Origin of the sequence: Nonomuraea thailandensis (genome assembly GCF_024172165.1) — a bacterium.
GTDB lineage: Bacteria > Actinomycetota > Actinomycetes > Streptosporangiales > Streptosporangiaceae > Nonomuraea > Nonomuraea thailandensis.
On sequence record NZ_JAMZEB010000002.1, the window covers coordinates 6,596,166 to 6,618,375 of the forward strand.

The 22,210-nt window shown below is 73.0% G+C and carries 20 protein-coding genes; 11 read left to right on the top strand and 9 right to left on the bottom strand.

Going from position 1 to position 22,210, the window contains the following annotated elements; genetic code table 11:
- Positions 1 to 29 precede the first annotated feature (29 nt).
- From HD597_RS34075 to HD597_RS34100, 6 genes are read left to right on the top strand one after another with little or no spacing between them, the layout of a single operon-like run.
- Positions 30 to 1,451 carry an aminotransferase-like domain-containing protein gene (locus HD597_RS34075; protein WP_253747285.1) on the top strand — a complete coding sequence of 474 codons (1,422 nt, stop codon included), beginning with the start codon at positions 30 to 32 and terminating at the stop codon, positions 1,449 to 1,451.
- A 12-nt stretch (positions 1,452 to 1,463) separates the two neighbouring features.
- Positions 1,464 to 2,153 (top strand): alpha/beta hydrolase, encoded by a 690-nt coding sequence (locus HD597_RS34080; protein WP_253747286.1) that lies wholly within the window; start codon positions 1,464 to 1,466, stop codon positions 2,151 to 2,153.
- A gap of 45 nt (positions 2,154 to 2,198) precedes the next feature.
- On the top strand, positions 2,199 to 3,080 hold the full coding sequence (locus tag HD597_RS34085; protein WP_253747287.1) for an ABC transporter ATP-binding protein: 882 nt from the start codon (positions 2,199 to 2,201) through the stop codon (positions 3,078 to 3,080).
- A complete protein-coding gene (locus tag HD597_RS34090; RefSeq protein ID WP_253747289.1) occupies positions 3,077 to 3,796 on the top strand; it encodes an ABC transporter permease in 720 nt (239 codons plus the stop codon). Before HD597_RS34085 ends, HD597_RS34090 begins: the two co-directional genes overlap by 4 nt.
- An 8-nt stretch (positions 3,797 to 3,804) precedes the next feature.
- Positions 3,805 to 5,007: a sensor histidine kinase gene (locus tag HD597_RS66070; protein ID WP_253747291.1), complete on the top strand. Its 1,203-nt coding sequence runs from the start codon at positions 3,805 to 3,807 to the stop codon at positions 5,005 to 5,007.
- A 13-nt stretch (positions 5,008 to 5,020) separates the two neighbouring features.
- Positions 5,021 to 5,626 (top strand): response regulator transcription factor, encoded by a 606-nt coding sequence (locus tag HD597_RS34100; RefSeq protein WP_253747293.1) that lies wholly within the window; start codon positions 5,021 to 5,023, stop codon positions 5,624 to 5,626.
- A 25-nt stretch (positions 5,627 to 5,651) separates the two neighbouring features.
- Here HD597_RS34100 and npdG read toward each other — a convergent pair whose 3' ends face one another.
- Both npdG and HD597_RS34110 read right to left on the bottom strand, forming a co-directional pair.
- Positions 5,652 to 6,305 (bottom strand): NADPH-dependent F420 reductase, encoded by a 654-nt coding sequence (gene npdG / locus HD597_RS34105; RefSeq protein WP_253747295.1) that lies wholly within the window; start codon positions 6,303 to 6,305, stop codon positions 5,652 to 5,654.
- Positions 6,306 to 6,361: 56 nt separating this feature from the next.
- Entirely contained in the window at positions 6,362 to 7,507 is a 1,146-nt protein-coding gene (locus HD597_RS34110; RefSeq protein ID WP_253747297.1) for a lipase family protein, read from the bottom strand.
- 172 nt (positions 7,508 to 7,679) lie between these two features.
- On the opposite strand from HD597_RS34110, the gene HD597_RS34115 reads away from it, so the two are divergent.
- Positions 7,680 to 8,258, top strand: coding sequence for a hypothetical protein (locus tag HD597_RS34115; protein ID WP_253747298.1), 579 nt, complete (start codon positions 7,680 to 7,682; stop codon positions 8,256 to 8,258).
- Between the two features lie 14 nt (positions 8,259 to 8,272).
- Here the strand turns inward: HD597_RS34115 and HD597_RS34120 are convergent, their stop codons facing one another.
- Positions 8,273 to 9,232 carry a LysR family transcriptional regulator gene (locus HD597_RS34120; protein ID WP_253747300.1) on the bottom strand — a complete coding sequence of 320 codons (960 nt, stop codon included), beginning with the start codon at positions 9,230 to 9,232 and terminating at the stop codon, positions 8,273 to 8,275.
- 27 nt (positions 9,233 to 9,259) lie between these two features.
- Positions 9,260 to 9,436, bottom strand: coding sequence for a hypothetical protein (locus HD597_RS34125; RefSeq protein WP_185112781.1), 177 nt, complete (start codon positions 9,434 to 9,436; stop codon positions 9,260 to 9,262).
- A gap of 32 nt (positions 9,437 to 9,468) precedes the next feature.
- On the opposite strand from HD597_RS34125, the gene map reads away from it, so the two are divergent.
- Positions 9,469 to 10,317 carry a type I methionyl aminopeptidase gene (gene map, locus HD597_RS34130; protein WP_253747302.1) on the top strand — a complete coding sequence of 283 codons (849 nt, stop codon included), beginning with the start codon at positions 9,469 to 9,471 and terminating at the stop codon, positions 10,315 to 10,317.
- Positions 10,318 to 10,380: 63 nt separating this feature from the next.
- Here the strand turns inward: map and HD597_RS34135 are convergent, their stop codons facing one another.
- The 4 genes from HD597_RS34135 to HD597_RS34150 form a co-directional block, all read right to left on the bottom strand.
- Positions 10,381 to 10,770, bottom strand: coding sequence for a sensor histidine kinase (locus HD597_RS34135; protein ID WP_253747304.1), 390 nt, complete (start codon positions 10,768 to 10,770; stop codon positions 10,381 to 10,383).
- A gap of 210 nt (positions 10,771 to 10,980) precedes the next feature.
- Entirely contained in the window at positions 10,981 to 12,957 is a 1,977-nt protein-coding gene (locus tag HD597_RS34140) for a bifunctional copper resistance protein CopD/cytochrome c oxidase assembly protein (protein WP_253747306.1), read from the bottom strand.
- Entirely contained in the window at positions 12,954 to 13,577 is a 624-nt protein-coding gene (locus HD597_RS34145) for a copper resistance CopC family protein (protein WP_253747308.1), read from the bottom strand. The genes HD597_RS34140 and HD597_RS34145 overlap by 4 nt, the downstream gene beginning before the upstream one ends.
- Positions 13,578 to 13,637: 60 nt before the next feature.
- Positions 13,638 to 14,963: a helix-turn-helix domain-containing protein gene (locus tag HD597_RS34150; protein WP_253747310.1), complete on the bottom strand. Its 1,326-nt coding sequence runs from the start codon at positions 14,961 to 14,963 to the stop codon at positions 13,638 to 13,640.
- A 417-nt stretch (positions 14,964 to 15,380) separates the two neighbouring features.
- Here HD597_RS34150 and HD597_RS34155 point away from each other — a divergent pair, with 417 nt between their 5' ends.
- Positions 15,381 to 18,146: an AfsR/SARP family transcriptional regulator gene (locus tag HD597_RS34155; RefSeq protein ID WP_253747312.1), complete on the top strand. Its 2,766-nt coding sequence runs from the start codon at positions 15,381 to 15,383 to the stop codon at positions 18,144 to 18,146.
- A gap of 15 nt (positions 18,147 to 18,161) precedes the next feature.
- On the opposite strand, the gene HD597_RS34160 is transcribed toward HD597_RS34155, so the two are convergent.
- Positions 18,162 to 19,655, bottom strand: coding sequence for a PucR family transcriptional regulator (locus HD597_RS34160; RefSeq protein WP_253747314.1), 1,494 nt, complete (start codon positions 19,653 to 19,655; stop codon positions 18,162 to 18,164).
- A gap of 94 nt (positions 19,656 to 19,749) precedes the next feature.
- On the opposite strand from HD597_RS34160, the gene HD597_RS34165 reads away from it, so the two are divergent.
- Positions 19,750 to 21,942, top strand: a complete 2,193-nt coding sequence (locus HD597_RS34165; RefSeq protein ID WP_253747316.1) for a molybdopterin cofactor-binding domain-containing protein — start codon at positions 19,750 to 19,752, stop codon at positions 21,940 to 21,942.
- On the top strand, positions 21,917 to 22,192 hold the full coding sequence (locus HD597_RS34170; protein WP_308210979.1) for an EF-hand domain-containing protein: 276 nt from the start codon (positions 21,917 to 21,919) through the stop codon (positions 22,190 to 22,192). The genes HD597_RS34165 and HD597_RS34170 overlap by 26 nt, the downstream gene beginning before the upstream one ends.
- Positions 22,193 to 22,210 lie beyond the last annotated feature (18 nt).

Here is a 22,210-nt window from a genome sequence, read left to right on the forward strand (position 1 = left end):
TGTGAGAGCCAATACGGCAGAATTGGTCCATGAATGGGACCAATCTCGATGATCTCATTGATCTGCTCGGCCGGTGGGCGTCCGGGCGCGGGCCGCTGTACCTGCTGCTCGCCGCCCGGCTGCGGGCGCTGATCGACGACGGAGTGCTCGCACCGGACGAGCCGCTGCCTCCCGACCGGGTGCTGGCCAGGCGGCTGGCGGTGGGCCGGGGCACGGTGGTGGCCGCGTACGACCTGCTCCAGCAGGAGGGCCGGCTGCTGCGCAGGCAGGGCAGCGGCACCAGGGTGGCCGCGATCGACCTGCCCGCCACGCGCGCGGCCGACGGCGTGGTCGCCAACCCGCTGCTGCAGCACATCCTGCACCCGCCGGACAACGTGCAGCTCCTGACGTGCGCCGCCCCGCACGACCCGCCGCCCGCGCTGTCCGAGGCGTACGCCGAGGCCGCCCACCGCCTGGCCGGGCTGCACGAGATGGGCTACGACCCGGCGGGCAACCGGGAGCTGCGGGCGGCGCTGGCCGCGTACTACACGGGGCGCGGCCTGCGCACGACGCCCGACGAGATCATCGTGACGACGGGCGCCCAGCAGGCGCTCACCCTGCTCACCGGCCTGCTGGTGGCGCCGGGCGACACGGTGCTGGCCGAGACGCCGACCTATCCGGGCGCGCTGGAGGCGTTCAGGCACGCGGCGGCGGTCGTGCGGCCCGCCACCGGCGTCGAGGACCTGCGTGAGCGCCCGGCGCTGGCCTACTTCGTCCCCTCGGTCCGCAACCCGGACGGCGCGATCATGGACAACCCGTCCCGCAGGCGGCTGGCCGGCCTGGCCGCCGAGCACGACGTGCCGCTGATCGACGACGAGGTCCGCGCCGAGCTGTGCTTCTCGGGCGAGACGCCGGCGCCGCTGGCCGGGTTCCACCGGGGCGAGCAGATCATCACGATCGGCTCGCTGAGCAAGCTCGTCTGGGGCGGGCTGCGGGTCGGCTGGATCCGCGCGGCGGCGCCGCTGGTCTCGCGGCTGGCCAGGCTGCGGGCCGTGCACGACCTCGGCGGCGAGGTGGTCAGCCAGCTCGCCGCCGCCGCGCTGCTGCGCCGCCTGGACGAGGTGCGCGCCGCCCAGCTCGCGACGCTGCGCCGCCGCCACGACCACCTGTGCGCCGAGCTGCGGGCGCGGCTGCCGTCCTGGACGTTCGAGCCCGCGCTCGGCGGCCAGACCATCTGGGTACGCCTCCCGCACGGCGACGCCGACTCCTTCTCCCAGGTGGCGCTCAGGCACGGCGTCGCGGTGCCGCCCGGCCGCTCCTTCGACCCGCTGGGCGCCTTCGCCGACCACATGCGGCTGCACTTCCTCTTCCCCGAGGACGAGCTTTCGCGGGCGGTGAACAACCTGGCCGCGGCCTGGGCCTCGTACGACGGAGCCGGTCGCACGGTCTCCCGCCACCCCCTCGTCGTCTGAAAGGGTGGATGCATGCAGACGACGTTCGTACTGGTGCACAGCCCCTCCGTGGGGCCCTCGACGTGGGCTCCGGTGGCCGAGTCGCTGGAGCGCCGCGGGCATGCCGCCGTGGTGCCCGACCTGACCGGCGTGTCGGCGGGCGGGCCGCCCTACTGGCCGAGGGTGGTGGCCGCGGTGCGCGCCGCCGTCCCCGCCGACGGGCCCCTCGTGCTGGTCGTGCACAGCAACGCCGGCTTCTTCCTGCCGGTGATCAAGGAGGGGCTGGGCGAGCGGGTGGTGGCGTGCGTGTTCGCCGACGCGCACATCCCGCCCGGGGAAGGGCTGGTCAGGACCGCCGAGGAGGCGTTCCTGCCGTTCCTGCATGACCTGGCGGGCCCCGACGGCGTGCTGCCGCGCTGGACCGACTGGTGGGACGAGGAGGACGTGGTGGCCATGCTGCCCGACCCCGCCGTCCGGATCCGGGTGGCGGCCGAGCAGCCGCGGCTGCCGCTCGCCTACTACACCCAGCCGATCCCCGTGCCCGCCGGGTGGGACACCGTCAGGTGCTCGTTGCTCTGGTTCGGCCCGCCGTACGACGCGGTCGCCGAGGAGGCGGCCCGCAGGGGCTGGCCGGTGACCAGGGTGCCCGGCATGCACCTGCACCAGATCGTCGACCCGGAAGGCGTCACCGACGCGCTGCTCAAGCTCTCCAGGAAGTCGTGAATTCTTCACTGTCGCCCGGCTGCGCCCCCCGCGACAGTGGGACGCATGACAGCGATCGACGTGAGCGGGCTCCGCAAGAGCCATCAGGGTTTCGAGGCGGTGCGGGGCATCTCGTTCGAGGTGGCCGAGGGAGAGATCTTCGCGCTGCTCGGCAGGAACGGCGCGGGCAAGACCACCACGATCGAGGTGCTGGCCGGCTTCCAGCGGGCCGACGGCGGCACGGTGCGGGTGCTGGGCCTCGACCCGCACGCCGACCGCGCCGCCGTACGCGGGCGCACCGGCGTCATGCTGCAGGAGGCCGGGTTCTTCCCTGACCTGACGGTCGCGCGGACCGTCGACACCTGGCGCGACTTCACCGCCGCGCCCCGGCCCCGCGACGAGGCGCTGGAGCTGGCCGGGCTGCGGGCCAGGTCGGGCACCAAGGTGCGGCAGCTCTCGGGCGGCGAGAAGCGCAGGCTGGACCTGGCGCTGGCCCTGCTGGGCCGCCCCGAGCTGCTCTTCCTCGACGAGCCGACCGCCGGCATGGACCCGGAGGCGCGCGCCGCCACCTGGCAGGTCATCCGCGACCTGGCCGGTCAGGGCACCACGATCCTGCTGACCACGCACTACCTGGAGGAGGCGCAGCGCCTGGCCGCCTCGATGGCGATCATGGACGAGGGCCGCGTCGTGGCCTCCGGCGGCATGGCCGAGACGCTCGCCGCCCGCGCCGGGCGGGTGGCGTTCCGGCTGCCCGCGCACGTGGAGCCCGGCGCCCTGCCGCTGCCGGTCACGGTCGAGCGGGGCCTGGCCGTGTGCCGCGCCGAGGACCCCGACCTGGCCGCGCAGACGCTGCTGACCTGGGCGGCCGAGCGCGGGCTGCGCCTGGCGGGCCTGGAGGTCCGCGCCGCCACGCTGGAGGACCTGTTCATGGAGATGAGCGCCCGATGAGCCTGACCGCCACCTACCGTCTCGGCACCCGCCTGTTCTGGCGGGACAGGGCCATGTTGTTCGCCTCGGTCGTCACGCCGGTCGGCCTGGCCGTGGGCCTGCCCACGCTGATGCGGCACGTCACCTCGCAGGGCGTCGCCGGCGCCACGGCGCTCGCCCAGAGCTCGATCTCGATCCTGCTGGTGATCACCGCGTTCATGAACATCACCGTGGCCCTGACCGCCCGCCGCGACCAGCTCGTGCTCAAGCGGCTGCGCTCCACCCGGCTGACGGACGGCCAGCTCCTGCTTGGCCAGATCGCCAGCACGGCCACGCAGACCGTGGTCCTGATCGTGGTGTGCGCGCTGGCCGTGCGGCTCGCCGCGGGGGTCCCGCTCCCCTCCGACCCGGTGGCCTTCGCCGCCGTCACGATCGCGGGCTCCGTGGTGATGGCCCTGCTCGGGGCGGCGTACACGGCGGCGATCCCGCGGGCCGAGCTGGCCGCCGCCTACACGATGCCGGTCTTCCTCGTGGCCGCCGTGTCGGCGGGCGCGATGGGGCCCATCCCGGTGCCCTCCTGGCTGCGGCCCGTCCTGGACCTGCTGCCCACCACGGTGGTGGTGGACGCGGTCAGGACCGGCGAGGTCGTGACGCCGTTCCTCGTGCTGGCGGGCTGGGCCGTCGTGGGCTTCGCGGCGCTGCGGCTGTGGTTCCGCTGGGAACCGCGCCGGTCATAATCGTGACCGTGGTCTCCTCCTCCGCTGCCCGCCGGCTGGCGAGCGTGCTCATCACGGCCGTCTCGTGCGCGTACACGGCGATCACGCTCGTCTACTTCCTGCAGGGCGTCTACTACGGCGTGCTGGCCGTCCTGTCCATGGCGGCCGTCGTCGCCACCCATCACGTGAACATGCGGGCCGGCCTGCGCGGGGTGCGGCCGTCCCTGTTCCCCGCGACGCTGGTGCTGCAGGCGGTGGCCACCTACCTGCCCGACCTCCTGCTGCCCGGCGGCATGTCGGCGCTGACCGCGCCGATGCTCGCCGGGTCGGTGCTGGTGCTCCTGCCCCTGCACTGGGGCGGCGCGCTGGTCGGGCTGATGATGCTCAGCGAGGGCACCCGGATGTGGTGGGGCCTGGCGGCGGCGCACGTCACGTTCTTCTACGTGGCCACGATCGCGACGACGGGCGCCATGATCTACGCGCTGGTGCGGTTCGTCCGGGTGACGGTGGAGCTGGAGCAGGCCAGGGCCGAGCTGGCGGAGGCGGCGGTGCTCAAGGAGCGGCTGCGGATCTCCCGCGACCTGCACGACGGCCTGGGCCGCAGCCTCACCGCGATCGCGCTCAAGGGCGACCTGGCCGGCCGGCTCATCGAGCGCGACCCCGGCGCGGCGCGTACGGAGGTGGGCGAGCTGGTGCAGGTGGCCAGGGAGGCGGCCCACGACGTGCGGCACGTCGCCAGGGGCTACCGGGAGCTGTCGCTGGCGGGCGAGGTGGACCGGGCGGTGGCGCTGCTGGAGTCGTCGGGGGTGGGCGTGCAGGCGAACCTGGCGGACGTGCGGCTGCCCAGGCGTTCGGAGGAGGCGCTGGCGTGGGCCGTACGCGAGGGCGTCACCAACGTCCTGCGCCACAGCAGGGCCACGACCTGCACCATCACCACGTCGCTGCACGGCGGCGCGGTGCGGCTGGAGGTCGCCAACGACGGCGCACTCCCCGGCGACGTGGACGGCGCCCCCTCAGGGCCGGGCGACGGGGCCGCGCGGGCGAGCGGCGACACGGGACCGGGCGACCGGGCCGCGCGGGCGAGCGGCGGCACGGGATCGGCCGATCGGCCGATTCGGGCGGGCGGCGGTCTGACCGGGCTGGCCGAGCGGGCGGCGCACGCGGGCGGCTCCTGCACGACCACCCCCACAGGCGAGGGCGGCTTCCTCCTGGCCGTCGAGGTCGCGACGTGACGGGAGCCGCTCCGTGATCAGGGTGCTGCTCGCCGAGGACATGCACATGATCCGGGCCGCCCTCACCGCCCTGCTCCGCCTGGAGCCCGACATCGAGGTGGTCGCGGAGGTCACCCGGGGCGACGAGATCGTCCCCGAGGCGCTGCGCGTCCGGCCCGACGTCGCGGTCCTGGACATCGACCTGCCGGTCGTGGACGGCATCACCGCCGCCGCCACGCTCCGGGAGCGCCTGCCGTCCTGCCGCGTCCTGGTGCTCACGGCGATGGGCCAGCCCGGCCACGTACGCAGGGCGCTGGCCGTGGGCATCGAGGCGTTCCTGGTCAAGGACGCCCCCGGCGACCGGCTGGCCGACTCGATCAGGCGCACCGCCGCCGGGCTGCGCGTGCTGGACGCGGAGCTGGTGTCCTCGGCCATGGAGTACGGCGAGAGCCCCCTGACGCCCAGGGAGTCGACCGTGCTCAAGGAGGCCGCCAGGGGCGCCTCGGCCGAGGAGATCGCCTCCCGCCTCCATCTCTCCCCCGGCACCGTGCGCAACTACCTGACCGGGGCGATCACGAAGACGGGCGCGCGCAACAAGATCGACGCCATCCGGATCGCCGAGGACGCCGGCTGGCTGTGACACCCGGCGTCCGCAGGAGGGGCGGTCAGATGTCGGTGATGCGCAGCCCGGCGTGGGCCTTGTAGCGGCGGTTCACCGAGATGATGTTGGCGGTGAGCGCCTCGATCTGGTGAGCGTTGCGCAGCCGCCCGCCGTACACGCCGCGCACGCCCGCGATCACCTCGGCCAGCGCCTGCACGGTGTCGGTGGCCTCGCGGTCGTCGCCCAGCACCAGCACGTCGAGGTCCACCTTGTCCACGGCCGGATCCATCAGCACCACGGCGGAGACATGGTGGAAGGCGGCCACCACCCGGCTGTCGGGCAGCACGGCCGCCGCCTGCTGGGCGGCGCTGCCCTCCTCGACCCGCAACGCGTACGCGCCCTGCTTGTCGAAGCCGAGCGGGTTGACGCAGTCGACCACGATCTTGCCGGCCAGCTCGCCCCGCAGGGACTCCAGCAGGGCCCTGTGCCCCTCGTACGGCACCGCCACGATCACGATGTCGGCCCGCGCGGCCACGACCGCGTTCTCGTCACCGATCGCGCCGGCCCCGATGGACTCGGCGGCCTCCTGGGCCCGCTGCGCGCTGCGCGAGCCGATCAGCACCTGATGCCCCGCCAGCGCGAACCGCCGCGCCAGCCCCTTCCCCTGGTCACCGGTGCCGCCGAGGATGGCGATGGAAAGTCCGTTCACGTCTGTCATATCCAGATCATGCCAGGCCCACCCGGCACGAGGGCCGGGTGGGTCCGTCGCGTGTCTCAGCAGTTGCCGGAGGCGGGCAGGCCCAGGATCCGCAGGGCCAGCCATTCGATGGCGAGCGGGCCGCCCTCGATGGCGCCCGTGACGTGGTCGGGCGCGGGCAGCGAGACCCACCGCGTACGCACCCCGGCCCTGCAGTACTCGGTGCGCAGCGTGGAGCCGATCGCCGGCGGGATGATCTGGTCGCCGCGCGCGTGGTACAGGAACATCGGCACCCGCGGCGGGATCGCGCCGAGCCGGTTCTCCGCCAGGCGGGCCAGCCACTTGGGCTGGTTGAGCAGGTCGATCGGGCTCAGGTCGGCGAAGCGGAGCCCGGCCAGCCTGCTCAGGTCGCCCACGCAGTCGTCGGCGGCGTCGGCGAGCAGCGCGCGGCCGCGGTCGTTGAGGTCGGCCTCGAGGTCGAGCTCGGGGTAGGCGGCGTCGAGCCCGACCCCGGCGGCCGCCGCCAGGCCGAAGTCGGCCTTGCCGTCCAGGTGCTGGGCGACGGCGTGCAGGTCGGCGGGCACCCCGCCGGCCGCCACGCCGCGCAGCCGCAGCTCGGGCGCGTACGAGGGGTGGAGCTGGGCGGCCCACGCGGCGGAGGCGCCGCCCTGGGAGTAGCCCATGATGCCGACGGGCGCGCCGGCCGACAGCCCCGCGCCGGACACGCGGGTGGCGGCCCTGATCGCGTCGAGCACGGCGTGCCCCTGCGAGACCCCCGCCATGTACGTGTGCGTCCCGGGCGTGCCGAGCCCCTCGTAGTCGGTCATCGCGACCGCGTACCCCTTGAGCAGGAACAGGCTGACCAGCGCGAGCTCGGCCTCCCTGCCCTGGCTCATGCTGACGGAGGGCGCGCACTGGTCGCCGAGCCCGTGGGTGCCGAACGCGTACCCGATGATCGGGCGCGTGCCGAGCGGGTAGCCGGCCCTGGGCACGAGCAGGGTGCCGGAGACGGTGTTGACGGCTCCGGTGGCGGAGGTGGAGTTGTAGCGCAGGTGCCAGGCGTTGACCGGGACCTCCAGGAGACGGCCCGGCAGGAGGTAGACCGTGGTCGGCTGGGCGGAGACGACGTCTCCCGGTGCCGCGGCGCGGGCGGGGGCCGCGGTGAGAAGCGACATGATCGATAACAGGATCATGGACATGCTGACGCGCACACGTAAGGTCATGTGCCGCCCCTCTCCGTGAGGATCACCACTTGGGACGGCGGCGCCGCGAGCCGATCGTTACCCGAGGGTAACTCCATGTCAAGGCCTGAAATGACGGGGAAACACACCTCGTGTCAACACATCACTCCCGAATCAACCTCCCCCTTCGCCCCCAGTGGGGCACCATGGGGACATGGACTCAGGATCGGTGGCCTTCCTGCGCGAGCTCCTCGCCGAGACAGGCTGGCTGGAGCGCACCCGCGAGCTGGGCCTGGCCCTGCGGGCCACGCGCTCGCCGGGCGGCCTGCTGCTGGTGGGCACTCCTGACGACGAGCCCTGGCACCTGACCGCGCACCTCGCCGACGAGGCCCGGCTGTCCGGCCTGTCCCAGCTCACGCCCACCCTGGTGCGCTGGGAGCCGCCGCCCGGCGCGCCCGCCCACCTGAGCGTCGGGCTCGACCGGCTGGAGCGGGCGGCCCGCGGGGAGACGCTGTTCGTGCTGTCGGAGCAGCAGGCGCCTGTCCCGCTGCTGGAACGCGTGGACGACGCGCGGCGCACGGGGGCGACCATCCTGGCGATCGAGGGCGGCGACCGGGAGCTGGCCGGGCTGGCGCACGACGCGATCGCGGTGCCGCGTGACGGGCTGGTGACGTTCGACGGGGCGCAGCACCTGGTGAGCGCGGCGGCGGGCGAGCTGGAACAGCGCCCGGGCCTGCGCGAGCGCCTGGCCCGCCTCCTGGAGAAGGTCAGCGGCCCTCAGGTCGCCGACTGACGCGAACCCGCGGCTCAGGCTCCGGCGACCGGGTCCGCCTCACCGAGGCGCCCGCGCAGCGACGACTCCAGCGCCGCCGTGGCCTCCTCGATCACCCCGATCACCACGGCGTGCACCGGATCGGGCTCCCCCGACCGCGTACGACCGGCCCTGGTGACGACGTCCACCCTGCGCGCTCCCACGTCGCGGATGTCGCTCACCAGCACCTCTCCCTCAGGCACGTCCAGCAGCGCCAGCGTCGGCACGATCGCCACCCCGTGCCCGGCCGCCACCAGCGCCAGCGCCGGCTCGAACTCGTCGACCAGGTGCACCTTGCGCGGCTCGAACCCGTGCAGCCCCGCCAGCCGCTCCAGCGCCTGCCCGCACGCGTGCGGCGGCGCGCTGGCCACCCACGGGCACCGCATGAGGTCGGCCACCGTGGCCGGCGGCTCCGGCCAGCCGGGAGGCACGACGATGCGGTACTCGTCCACGTGCAGCAGCCGCCTGCTCAGCGACGGCTGCGGCAGGGCGGGCAGCGCCATGTCCTGCTCGGTGATGAGCACGTCCACCGACCCCAGGCGTAACTCCTGCAGCGCCGGCTGCCCGAAGATCTCGTGGATGACCGGCGTGATCCTGGGATGGCGTACGGCCAGCTCCTTGATGGCCGGCACCAGGATGTGCTTGATCACCGTGGCGAAGGCCGCGATGCGCACCGGCCCCGCCAGCCGCTCGGTGAGCCGGGTCAGCTCCCGCTTCGCCTCGGCCAGCTCCTCCTCCACCCGCTCGGCGTACCCGGCCAGCACGCGCCCCGCCGGGGTGAGCGAGACGCTGCGCTGGGAGCGGTCGATGAGGGGCAGCCCGACCTCGCGTTCGAGCTGGGCGAGCTGCTGGGAGACGGCGGAGGAGGTCAGGTGCAGCGCCTCGGCGGCACGCAGGACGCCGCCGCGGCGGGCGACCTCGTACAGGATGCGCAGCCGCCGAGGATCGATCTCCACGCGGCTCAGCCTACTGGGGCACGCTGATCAGTCGTCGTCCTGGTCCGCCTCGTCCCACGCCTTGTTGCGGTCGGCGGCGCGTTGCAGTGCCCCGGCCGCCTCCTGCTCGGACGCGTACGGACCCATCCGGTCCTTGTTGGGGCAGCCCTGGTCGGGCTCGACCCGCATGTGCTTGAGACAGAACCACCACTGGCCTTCGCTCACGAGGTCAATTCTGCCCCGTAGACTCGTGTTTCATGACGACACTGCTCCAGCCCGGGCGAGTTTCGCCCATGCGAAAGGTTCCCGCCCACATCGAGCGGCCGGAGTACGTCGGCAAGAAGCGCCCCAGGACCGGCGAGTCCGACGTGAAGACCCCCGAGATCATCGAGCGGATGCGCGTGGCGGGCAGGATCGCCGGCCAGGCTCTGGAGGAGGTCGGCAAGCACGTCCGGCCGGGCGTCACCACCGACGAGCTCGACAGGATCGGCCACGAGTTCCTTCTCGACCACAACGCCTACCCCAGCACGCTCGGCTACAAGGGCTATCCGAAGTCCCTGTGCACCTCGATCAACGAGGTCATCTGCCACGGCATCCCCGACGACACCGTGCTGCGCGACGGCGACATCGTCAACGTCGACATCACCGCCTACATCGGCGGCGTCCACGGCGACACCGACGCGACGTTCCTGGTGGGCGACGTCGACGAGGAGTCGCGGCTGCTGGTGGAGCGCACCCGCGAGGCGATGATGCGCGCCATCAGGGCGGTCGCCCCCGGCCGGCAGCTCAACGTGGTGGGCCGGGTCATCGAGGCGTACGCCAAGCGCTTCGGCTACGGCGTGGTGCGCGACTTCACCGGCCACGGGATCGGCACGAGCTTCCACTCCGGGCTGATGGTGCCGCACTACGACGATCCGTCGCTGCGGGTGGAGCTGGTGCCGGGGATGACGTTCACGATCGAGCCGATGCTGACGCTGGGCACGATCGAGTACGAGATCTGGCCCGACAAGTGGACGGCCGTGACGAAGGACCGCAAGCGCACGGCCCAGTTCGAGCACACGATCGTCGTCACCGACACGGGCAGCGAGATCCTCACCCAGCCCTGACCCCTGGGGCGCCCGGTCACCGGCTCCGGGCTCCGGCGCGCCCCGTCGGGCCCGTGGCCGCCGTCAGCGCCGCCTCGGCACCACCCCCGTCACCGTGGTGCCCTCACCGTGCACGCTGTTCACCGACAAGGTCCCGCCCATCTCGGCGAAGGCCGCCCGCATCCTGGCGATCCCCCGCCCGGCCCCCGCCGCGGGAAACCCCTGGCCGTTGTCGCTGACGGTCATCCGCAGCCCGCTCCTGCCGACCGTCACGGCGATGGACACGGTCCGGGCCCTGCTGTGCAGCTCGACGTTGGACAGAGCTTCACGCATGGTGGCCATGACGCCGCTCGACACGCGGGACGGCACGTCGGTGGCGGGCAGCGCCCACGTCTCGACCGTGATCCCGGTGCGCTCCGACCATTCGGCCAGGTAGCTTTCGAGCGCCTCGGCCAGGCTCTGCCCCCCGCGCATCCGCGTCTCTTCCGACAATGGTTCTCGCCTTCCTTGGCACCCGGGCGCAACGCCGGTCCCCACTCCGGCGCTCCCAAGAGCTGCGGTGCGTCTCCCCCCTCAAGGCATGCGCACTCTAGCTATCGAGGTTATGCCCGTCTCCCCAGAAAGAAAGGCTACCTGCCGGTCCAGAGACATGTAGTCGGAAGGTAGAAGGCCATGTCCGAACGGCTACTCGCCCTTGTCGGCGCGGTTGAGACGGCTGAGGTAGGCGTTGTAGGAGTCGAGCTCGGGGTCGCCGCCACCGGTGCGATCGGCCCTTCGGTCGGCCCGCCGCGCCTGCCTGTCGTCGTCCTTGTACCACTGCACGGCGATGGCCAGCAAGACGATGAGCGTGGGGATCTCGCCGAAGCCCCACGCGATGGCGCCGCCGTCGCGCTGCGTCTGCAGGAGCGTGTCACCCCAGGTGCGCCCGAGCTGCTCGTACCAGCCCGAGGCGATCACGGAGCCCATCATCATCAGCGCGATCCCGAAGAAGGCGTGGAACGGCATGGTGACGAAGAGCATCAGCAGCCGCCCGACGTACGGGAGCCGGTTGGGCCCGGGGTCGACACCGATGATCACCCAGAAGAACAGGCAGCCGCTGATCAGGAAGTGCAGCGTCATCCAGATGTGGCCGAGGTGCTCGTTCATCGCCGACTCGAACAGCGGCGTGAAGTACAAGGCGTACGTCGAGGCCACGAAGATGGCGGTGGCGACCACGGGATGCGTGACGACCTTGGTGAAGCGGCTGTGCAGGATCGTGGTGATCCACTCCCGCGGCCCCCTGTCGCCCCTCCTGGCGGCGGGCTTGAGCGCCCGCAGGGCCAGCGTGACGGGCCCGCCGAGGACGAGGAAGATCGGCACCACCATGGACAGCGTCATGTGCTCGATCATGTGGACGTCGAACATGACCTTGGCGTACCGGGCCAGGCCGCTCTGCGTGCAGAACACCAGCAGCGCGACGCCGATGTACCAGGAGGCGGTGCGGCCCCACGACCACCGGTCGCCGCGCCGGCGCAGGCGCACCAGGCCGGCCCCGTAGAGCCCGGCCAGCACGGCCGCCACCACGGCGAAGAACAGGTCGAGCCACCACAGCGAGAAGATGTTGCCGAGGCTGAGAGGCGGCGGGAGGGGGAAGCCGAGCAGGTCGAACGCCCGGTCGGCGGGCACGCTGTACTCGGGCGGCGGGGTGCGCGACAGCGCCACGGCGATGCCGATGGTGGCGAACATCAGCACCATCTCGCCGCCGGCCAGCCGGGTGAACGCGCGGGGCTTGCGAGCCTCCAGGTCGGCCAGCGTGCGCTGGCGGTGCCAGTAGCCGATGTAGCCGAGCAGCACGAAGGCCACGATCTTGGCCAGGGCGAGGAGGCCGTACTCGGTGGTCCACAGGTCGGAGACCGCGCCCAGCCGGGCGACCAGCGCGAAGACGCCCGACAGGCCCACTCCCGCGTAGCACCACAGCGCCATCCGGGAGAACCGTGCCGCGGCCACGTCGAGCTGCGGCTGCTTGCGCAGCGCGTGCAGGGCCAGCACGCCGAGCCCGCCCGTCCACAGCGCGAGCGAGAGCAGGTGCAGCGACACCGACGACGTGGCCAGGTCGTGGTTGGGCGAGGAGGAGGTGTGCCCGGTCAGCGGCGCAGGCAGCAGCGTCACCATCGCGAACACCAGCAGCCCGGCTGCCGCCCCTGCGGTGATGGCGCCGCGCGAGAACAGCGCGATGGCCACCCCGAACAGCACGACGAGCGTCAGCGCGACACCCTGCGTGGTCTGCGTGGCGTAGCTGGTCAGGAAGGCGCGGTCGAGAATCTGCGGCACGCTCCTGCCCATGGAGTCGGCCACGCCGAACACGATGGACAGGAACGCGGCTCCGGCCCACGCGAGGGCGGTCCACGAGGCGGCCTTGACGTACTCGACGGCGCTCTTGCCGAGCACGCCCTTGTCGTTGGGCAGCAGCGCGGCGGCCATCAGCAGCAGGCCCACGGTGATCACGCCGGCGGCGTCCATGAGCAGCTTGGACAGCGGCAGGCCCCACCGTACGACGGCGCCGGCGTCGGGCAGCCCCGGAATGATCCTGGGGAACGCCCTGCCTCCGGCGATCATGCCGATCACCAGGGCGGCGATCGCGGCCGCCGTGGTCACGAGCGCGAGGCGCGCCGCCCGGGTCATGGCTTCTTCTTCCGCGCGCTCAGCAGGAACCCGATGCCGATGCCGACGAGCGCGCCGATGACGATGATCAGCCAGACGGGGAACGTCGCGCCCTGCTCGGCCACCGCCTGGTCGGTGGCGGCCACCTCGGCCGGCGCGGGAGCCGGGGCGCTCGCGGCGGGCGCGCTCGCGGCCGGGGCGCTCGTGGCGGGGGCGGCGGCCTGCTCGTCCGACGGGGACGGGCTGGGGGACGGCGTCTCGGCGCCCTTGACCCGGAACGGGATCTCCCCCTCGATGGGATGCCCGTCGGAGGACACGACGCGGAAGGCGATCGTGTACTTCCCGTCGGGCAGCGGCCCCTTGACCGCCTGCGTCACCACGGCGCCGTCGAGCTCGGGCTTGCCGCTCTGGTGCTGGGCGTCTCCATCGCCCCGCACGATGACGAACGGCATGCGCACCTTGGCGCTGAACTCGAGCTTGACCTCGTCGAGGGACTTGACCTCGGCATTCTTGGCCGGAGAGCTGCTCTTGAGCACGTCGTGCGCCAGCGCCGGCGCGGCGGAGCCGAACACGGCGAGCCCGGACGCGAGCAGGGCGGAGGCGAGAATCGCGGTGAGGGCCGCGAGCGGGGATCTCTTCATGGCACCCCCAAGGCTACCGACGCCACCGCCCGGTCCGGACGTCGCGCTGCGATCCGGGCTCTACAATCCCGCGCAGGCCAGCGCGCGCTGGTAGGCCGCGACCGCTCCGTCGGCGTCGCCGAGCTGCTCCATGGTCTCGGCCGTGGCGTACCAGGTGGAGGCCGAGCGGCGGGAGTTGGGCAGCGGGTCGAGCCATTCCTTGACGCCGGCGGTGTGCGCGCGCCCCTCCTCGGCGCGGCCGGCCGCGCCGTAGATCCTGCCGAGCAGCAGGTTGGCGTCGGCGCCGAGCACGTGGCCGTACTTGGGGAGCAGGTCCCTGGCGGTCACGGCGTGCTCGGCGGCCTGGTCGAGGTCCTGCGTCATGTATTCGGCGCAGGCCAGCTCGTTGTAGACCATGGCCTGGTCGATCGTGCTGGTGGAGGTCTGCTCGTACTCCTTGATGGAGGCGAGCAGCATCTCGCGCGCGGTGGCGGCGTCCACCGAGCCGGTCCGCAGCCGTGTCCTGATGTAGGCGAAGCGCATCCTGGCGGTGTTGCGCGGCTGGCCGTGCTCCATCTGGACGGCCAGGGCCCGCTCGGCGAAGGCCACGGCCTCGTCGTTGTGGCCGGTGACGCGGGCGGTGATGGAGGCGTTCCAGTTGGCCGCCACGATGGAGCGCGGCGTGCCCAGCGCGTCGGCCGCGTTGAGCAGCTCGGCGGCGAACTGCCTGGCGCGCAGCATGTCGCCGCGCTCGTAGTAGGCCGCCAGCAGCGTGGCGCCCAGCTCGACCAGCAGGTCGGTCCAGGGCTGCCGGGCGATGCCGCTCAGGAGCTGCTCGCCCACCTCGACGGCCTGGCCGAGCTGCTCGCTCTCGCGGTAGGCGCGGCAGAGCGCGACGGCCACCTCGATGTTGCGCTCGGCGGGAAGCTCCTCCTCGCGGAGCCTGAGCATGATGGAGATCGCCTGGTCGAGATCGCCTCCGGCCTCCAGCGCGAGCGCCAGGCCGAATTCCGCTTCTTGACGAAGGGCTGTCAAGCCTGCAAGGTTACTGTTCCCAAGCAGCTCCGCGAAGCGTGTGCGGGCCTCGGCGACCTCGCCGTTCTCGAGTGCCAGCCGCGCGTAGCCGAGCGCGAGCTCGATGTCCTCCATCTGCTCGGCGGTCACACCGTTGATCAGATAGGACAGCGAGCAGTCCAGCTTGTTCGCCAGCAGCTCCAAGACCGCGGGGGTGGGAGTACGCTTACCACTCTCGATCAACGAGACGTAGCTGTCCGAAAGCTCGGGATGCGCCAGCTGCGCCTGTGACAGACCGCGTTGCCGCCGAACCGTCTTGATGCGGAGTCCGACTAGGTCAGATGTGGTCACAGCAGCCGCTCCCTGAGAAGATGAAATCCGAGCAACCCACATAGGCGAGGGAGAACCCCATGCGCATGCGCATTGCCCTGTCCGTCCTGGTGGCCGCGATCTCCGCGGTGACCATTGCAGGTAATGTTACGGCCGCAAGTGCCGACTCGTCTTCCCTATCTTCTTGGTCAGCAGAGCCGAGCTGCTGCTGAGCTGCGAGCGGTAGGCGAGCAACGAGCGAGGTTGATGAGACGCGACTTCCCCTGAGCCGCTGATCAGCCGGAGCCCTCGTGACCGACCGCACATCGGCCACGGGTGCTCCACAACCTAGCGGCCGGATCTACATTCCTTCTAGATACGATTCAGGCCCCTTTACGCCACGGCCATCGCGACTAAGCTCCCTACGTGTATCCGACTCGCGATCACCGGCGTCCTCCGGCGGCCGGAACGACCATAGCTCTGCTGGGCCCGGTTACCGGTGTGCTCGGCGACAGCGAAGTCGACCTGGGGCCACCGTTGCAGCAGGCCATCGCGGCGATGCTGGCGATGTGCCCGGGCCGCGTGGTCACGCTCGGCCAGTTGATCGAGGGTTTATGGGGCGACGCCCCTCCCCCCAGCGCCACGCAGAGCGTCTACACCTATATCGCGGGCTTGAGGCGCGCCTTCGAGCCGGGCCGCGGCAGGCGCCAGCCCCCGAGCATGGTGGCCCGCGCCGCGGGCGGCTACCTGTTACGGCTCGATCCGCTCCAGGTCGACGCGCACGCCTTCGCGGCGCGGCTGGACGCGGCCGCGCAGGCGAAGAAGGCCGGTGACCTGGCCGGCGCGCTGCCCGTCATCGAGGAGGCTCTCGCGCTGTGGCGTGGCCCGGCGCTGAGCGGCGTACCGGGGCCGTTCGCTGAGGGTGAGCGGGCCCGGCTCGAGGAGCTGCGCCTGACGGCCGTGGAGGCCAGGGCCGACGCCCTGACCCGGCTCGGCCGCCCGGAGGAGGCGCTGGCCGAGCTCCACGACCTGACCCACCGCCATCCCCTTCGTGAGCGCCCCCGCGAGCTGCTCATGCTGGCCCTGCACGGCTGCGGGCGCCAGGCCGAGGCGCTGACGGCCTTCGAGGAGGCCCGCCGCGCCCTGTCCGAGGAGCTCGGCGTGGATCCCGGCGAGGGCCTGCGCCGCGCGCACCACCTCGTCCTGGCCGGCTCCGCCGAGCGGGCGGCCCCTGATCCCGTCGTCCCGCGCCAGCTCCCCCGCGACCTGATGGTGTTCGTCGGCCGCGCACGGGAGGCGGTCCGCCTGAAGTCCCTGCTGGACCCGTGGGGAGACGGTCCGCCGCACCCGTTCGTGGTGATCTGCGGGGCGCCGGGGGTCGGCAAGTCGACGCTGGCCGTCCGCGTCGCCCACGCGGTGCGGGAGCGGTTCCCCGACGGTCAGCTCTACGTCAATCTGCGCGGGGGCACGCCGAACGTCTCCCGGTTGTCCTCGCACGAGATCTTCAGCCGGCTGCTGCGCGGCATCGGCACGCAGGACGACGCCGTCCCCCCGGACGAGGACGAGGCCGCGGCCCTGTGGCGGAGCAGGCTCCAGGGCAGGCGGGTGCTGGTGCTCCTGGACAACGCCGCCGATCTCGCCCAGGTCAGGCCGTTCGTCTCGGGGCCGCTCGGCACCGCCGTCCTGGTGACGAGCCGGGAATCCCTGGCGGCGGGCGACGACTGCGTCCAGCTCCGGCTGGGCCCGCTGTCCGACGCGGAGGCCACCGCCATGCTGTCGAGGCTCGTCGGAGCCGACCGGGTCTCCGCCGACCTCGACCAGACCGCCCGGCTGGTCCGCCTCTGCGACGGGTTCCCGCTCGCGCTGCGCATCGCCTGCGCGCGGTTGCTCGACCGCCCCGACTGGAGCGTCGGGGCGCTGACGGCGCGGCTCAGCGACGAGCGGCGCAGGCTGGCGGAGCTGGAGGCCGGGGAGCTGGCCGTACGATCGAGCCTGGCGGCGAGCTGGGGCGCGCTCAGCGGCAGCGCCCGGGAGATCGACGCCGAGGCGGCGCGCCTGCTGGCCCTGCTCGGCCTGCTGCACGTGCCCGACGTCACCGTGGAGGCGGCCACGGCGCTGGCCGACTCCCCGCAGGCGGGCGTCGAGCGGGCGCTGGAGCGGCTGTGCGACGCCCATCTGCTCGACGCGGGGGAGCCGGGACGCTACCACCCCCACGACCTCGTCCGGCTCTTCGCCGCGGACCTGCTGCCCGCCGGCGAGCGGATGGCGCCGCTCAAGCGCGCGATCGGCTACTACGCCGAGTCCGCGCGGGCCGCGGCGCGGACCAGCGACCCGCACCGGGTCCACTGCCTGCACCCGAGGATCGACGCCGGGGGCCGGGCCTTCCCCAGCGCCGAGGAGGCGCGCGCCTGGCTCAGGAGGGAGGAGGCCACGCTGCTCGCCGCCGCCTTCCAGGCGATGGCCGACCCGGACGACGACGTGGCGCGGGCCGGCGCGGCGATCGGGTTCGCGCTGTGGTGGTACCAGCAGAAGGCGTACCGGGTGCGCGGGCTCATCTCGCTGGGCGAGCGCCTGCTCGCGACGGGCGAGCGCCTCGACGACCCGATCATCAGGATGGAGGCGCACGCCCACCTCGCGACGGGCCTGTACTTCAGGGGCGACCCGGTCTGCCTCGATCACCACGGGCGGCATCTGCGCCTGGCCCGGCAACTGGGCGATCGTTTCAACGAGCAGCGGGCGCACGGCAACCTGGCCAACACGCTGCTGAAGTGGGATCGCTACACCGACGCCCTGGAGCACGCGCTGGCCCAGCGGGTGATCGCCCGTGAGGCGGGGTCCCAGGTGGGGGAGCGCTACGCCCTGCTGGTGGCGGCGCGGGCGCACATCCACCTCCGGCGCTTCGAGGACGCGGCGGCCCTGCTGGAGGAGGGGGCCGCGATGGCCGCTCTCGCGGGCGACCTGCACGGGCAGGTGGAGTTCGCGGTGTCGCGCGGAAGGGCGCTGATCGAGCTCGGCGAGCTCGAGACGGCCCGCACCGTGCTCACCGAGGCGCTGGAGCCGTCGCGCGCCACCGCCAAGACGACGGAGATGGGCTGCCTGGTCTATCTGGCGCGGGCCCACCGTCTCCTCGGCCAGAGTGCCGCGGCCATCCGGCACAGCGCGGAAGCGGTCATGCTCGCCGAGCAGACGGGCAGCGACCACTGGCTGGAGAGGGCGATCAAGGAGCGTGACGAGGCCGCGCGGTCGCAGCCGTCGGTGCACGCGTGAGCGGCGGCCCGCCGGTCAGCGCGGCGGCGCCGTGTCCCTGAGCGCCAGGAAGAAGTCGACCCGGTCGGCCATCGTGGACAGGTCCCTGCCGGTCAGCTCCTCGATCCTGCGCACGCGGTAGCGCACGGTGTTGACGTGCACGTGGAGCTGCTCGGCGCAGGCGTTCCACGAGCCGGCGCAGTCGAGGTAGATCCCGAGCGTGCGCACCAGCTCCGACTGGTGCCTGCGGTCGTAGTCGAGCAGCGGCGACAGCAGCCGGGCGGCGAACGAGCGGCGAACGTCGCCCGGCACCGTGGCCAGCAGCAGCGCGTGCGTGTAGATCTCGTCACTGGTCACCACCCCTCCCCCCCGGGTCTCGGCCAGCCGCCGGGCGTGCCCGGCCTCCTCCACGCCGCCCTTGACGGCGGCGGCGCCCGTCAGCGCGCCGCTGAGCCCCACGCACAGGCGGGTGCCGGGCAGCGCGGCCAGCACGGCGGCTCCGGCGCGCAGCCGGTCGGCCAGCTCGGCGGGGGTGCACGCGCGCAGCGGCACCACGGCGACGGCGCCGTCCGCGCCGGCCGCCGCCACGACCTGGCGGCCGAGCAGCTCCTCGACGGCCTGGCCGCCGAGCGTGGCGGGGTCGGGCCCGCGGGTGGCTCCGGGTCTGGGCGCGGTGACGTTCACGATCGCGTACGGCTCCGCCGCGTCCACGCCGCACGTCCGAAGCCTGGCGTCCAGCTCCGCCACCCCGGCCTCGCCCAGCGCGGCCACGATGAGCTGCTCGGTCAGCCGGCGCTCGACCCTGCGGCCCTCCTCCACCCGGCTGCGTTCGAGGCCCACGCAGGCGGCCAGCTCGTAGCCGAGGTCGGCCCGGTCCATCAGGTCGCCGTCGCAGGCGAGCACCCAGCCGGCTGCGCGGTGTCCGCGCCCGACCGCGAAGATCGTGTGCCCGCCGACCCTGACCGGCAGGCGCGGCGCCGTCAGGTACGCCTTGGCCAGGCCTACCGGGTCGTCCGCCGCGCCGACGATCACCTCGCCGGAGGCGGACACCACCGCCCCGGTGACGCCCAGCTCGGCGGCGGTCAGCTCGAACAACTCGCGCAGGTCGGCCCCCTCGGCGATGGCCGCGACCAGCCGCCGGTGGCGGCCGAGCGCGTCGCGCATGTCGCCGGCCAGCCGGGGCACGACCGTCTCGGCCAGCGTGCGGAAGGACACCTCCACCGGCACCTCCACCAGCGGCAGCCCGGCGTGTGCGCAGGCGGCCACCAGGTCGTCCGGCACGTGGCCCAGCCACGCCTGCCCGGCGCCGAGCGCGGCGACCCCGGATTCGGCCAGCGCGGCCACGAACCGGGCGGAGTCCTCCGGCGCGTGCCACCACATCAGCCCGGTCAGCACCAGCTCACCGCCGCTCAGGTAACGGCCGGGCTCGGGCAGGTCCGTGATGTGCACGGTGCCGAACTCGCGGGCCGGGTCGCCGGTGAGCAGCCGCAGGCGCAGGTCGTCGATGGCCAGCAGGTCGGAGATACGCATCTGTAGGAATGTACAAGCCGTAGGTTTCATCCGATGACCGCATTTTGACGTCGGGCATATTTGTCCGACACGGGCGCGGTGCTCTACTCGGAGGATGACGCAGACGTCTGACGTGATCCGGCCCGAGGCCGGCGCCGGCCTCGGGCTCGGCGTCGGGGAGAGCGCCCGGCGGCCCGACGCGGCGCTGAAGGTGGCCGGCGAGTTCGCCTACGCCTCCGACCTGTGGCTCGACGGCATGGTGTGGGGCGCGACGCTGCGCAGCCCGCATCCGTCGGCGTGGCTGCGCTCGATCGACGTGGGCCCGGCGCTGCGCATCCCAGGGGTGCGGGCGGTGCTGACGCACGAGGACGTGCCGGGGGCGAAGTACTACGGCCTGGAGCACAAGGACCAGCCGGTGCTGGCCATCGACCAGGTGCGTTACCAGGGCGAGCCGGTCGCGCTGGTGGCGGCCGACCATCCGGAGACGGCCCGCAGGGCGGCGGCGGCCATCGTCGTGGAGTACGAGCCCCGCCCGGCCATCACCGACCCCCGGCAGTCGCAGCACTTCGTGCGCCACCAGCCGGTGCGCCGCGGCGACACGTTCGAGGCCGAGGTCGTCGTGACCGGCGAGTACGAGGTCGGCATGCAGGACCAGGCCTTCCTCGGCCCGGAGTCCGGCCTGGCGGTGCCCGCCGAGGACGGCGGCGTGGACCTGTACATCGCCACCCAGTGGCTGCACGTGGACCGCGACCAGCTCGCCCCCTGCCTGGGCCTGCCCGAGGACAAGGTGCGCCTGACGCTGTCGGGCGTCGGCGGCGCGTTCGGCGCCCGCGAGGACCTGTCGATGCAGATCCACGCCTGCATGCTGGCCCTGCGCCTGAACCGCCCCGTCAAGATCGTGTACGGCCGCGAGGAGTCGTTCTTCGGCCACGTGCACCGCCATCCGGCCCGCATGCGGTACGAGCACGGCGCCACCCGCGACGGCAGGCTCGTCTACGTCAAGGCCGACATCCTGCTCGACGGCGGCGCGTACTGCTCCTCCTCCCCCGCCGTGGTGGGCAACGCGGCGTCGCTGGGCGTGGGCCCGTACGAGGTGCCGAACGTGCGCGTGGACGCCACCGGCGTCTTCACCAACAACCCGCCGTGCGGCGCGATGCGCGGCTTCGGCGCGGTGCAGGCGTGTTACGCCTACGAGTCGCAGATGGACCGGCTGGCCGAGGCGTGCGGCCTGTCGCCGATCGAGATCCGGGTGCGCAACGCCGTCTCCCAGGGCTCCCGCCTGATCACCGGGCAGGTGATCGACTCGCCGGCCCCGCTCGCGGACATGCTGCGCGACCTGGAGGAGATGCCGCTGCCGCCGGAGAGGACGGACCGGGACCTGCGGGGGCTGCCCGGCGGCGTCTCCCAGACCACCCACGGCGAGTCCGTGCGCCGCGGCGTCGGCTACGGCGTCGGCATCAAGAACATCTGCTTCTCCGAGGGCTTCGACGACTACTCCACGGCCCGGGTGCGGGCCGAGCTGGTCGGCGGCGAGCCGCACGTCACCGTGCACACGGCCGCCGCCGAGGTGGGGCAGGGCCTGGTGACCGTGCAGGCCCAGATCGCCCGCACCGAGCTGGGCATCCCGAACGTCACCGTGGCCACCGCCGACACCTCCGTCGGCTCGGCGGGCTCGTCGTCGGCGTCGCGGCAGTCGTACGTCACGGGCGGCGCCGTCAAGGCCGCCTGCGAGGCGGTGCGCAAGCGCTTCGAGGGGCTGGCGCCGAAGGAGGCGCTGGAGCGGTACGGGCCGATCGAGGAGACGCGGGAGTACCGGCACCGGCCGACGTACCCGATGGATCCGCTCACCGGGCAGGGCGACTCGCACACGCAGCTCGCGCTGTGCGTGCACCGGGCGGTGGTGGACGTGGACGTGGAGCTGGGCCTGGTCAAGGTGGTCGAGCTGACGGCGGTGCAGGACGTGGGGCGGATGCTGAACCCGCAGGCGCTGGAGGGCCAGATCCACGGCGGCTCCGCGCAGGGGCTCGGGCTGGCGCTGATGGAGGAGGTCCAGGTGCGCGACGGCCAGGTGCTGAACCCGTCGTTCACCGACTACCTCATCCCCACGATCCTCGACATGCCTCCCATGACGCTGAAGATCCTGGAGAACCCGGATCCGGCGGCCCCGTACGGGCTGCGCGGCGCCGGCGAGCCCCCGACGCTCTCCTCCACCCCCGCCATCGCCGCGGCCGTCAGAGCGGCCACCGGACTTCGGTTGACTCGCGTTCCGATTAGGCCGGAAGATATCGCCTTGTTCGACAAGGGCTAGACAAGGGGGCACCGCGATGGCAACCGCACGCGAGGCGGCGGAGGCGGAGTTCAACCGTTTCGACACCGACGGCGACGGCCTGCTGACCGCCGACGAGATCAGGCAGGCCAACCAGGCGCTCGGCGGGCAGGGCGCGTCGGAGAGCGAGATCGAGGCGTTCATCACCTCGGCCGACAGCGACGGCGACGGCACGATCAAGCTGGAGGAGTTCGTCGCCCTGGTGGGCGGCGGCCGCCACGAGAAGGCGTGAAGCCAGCTCCAGCAGGGT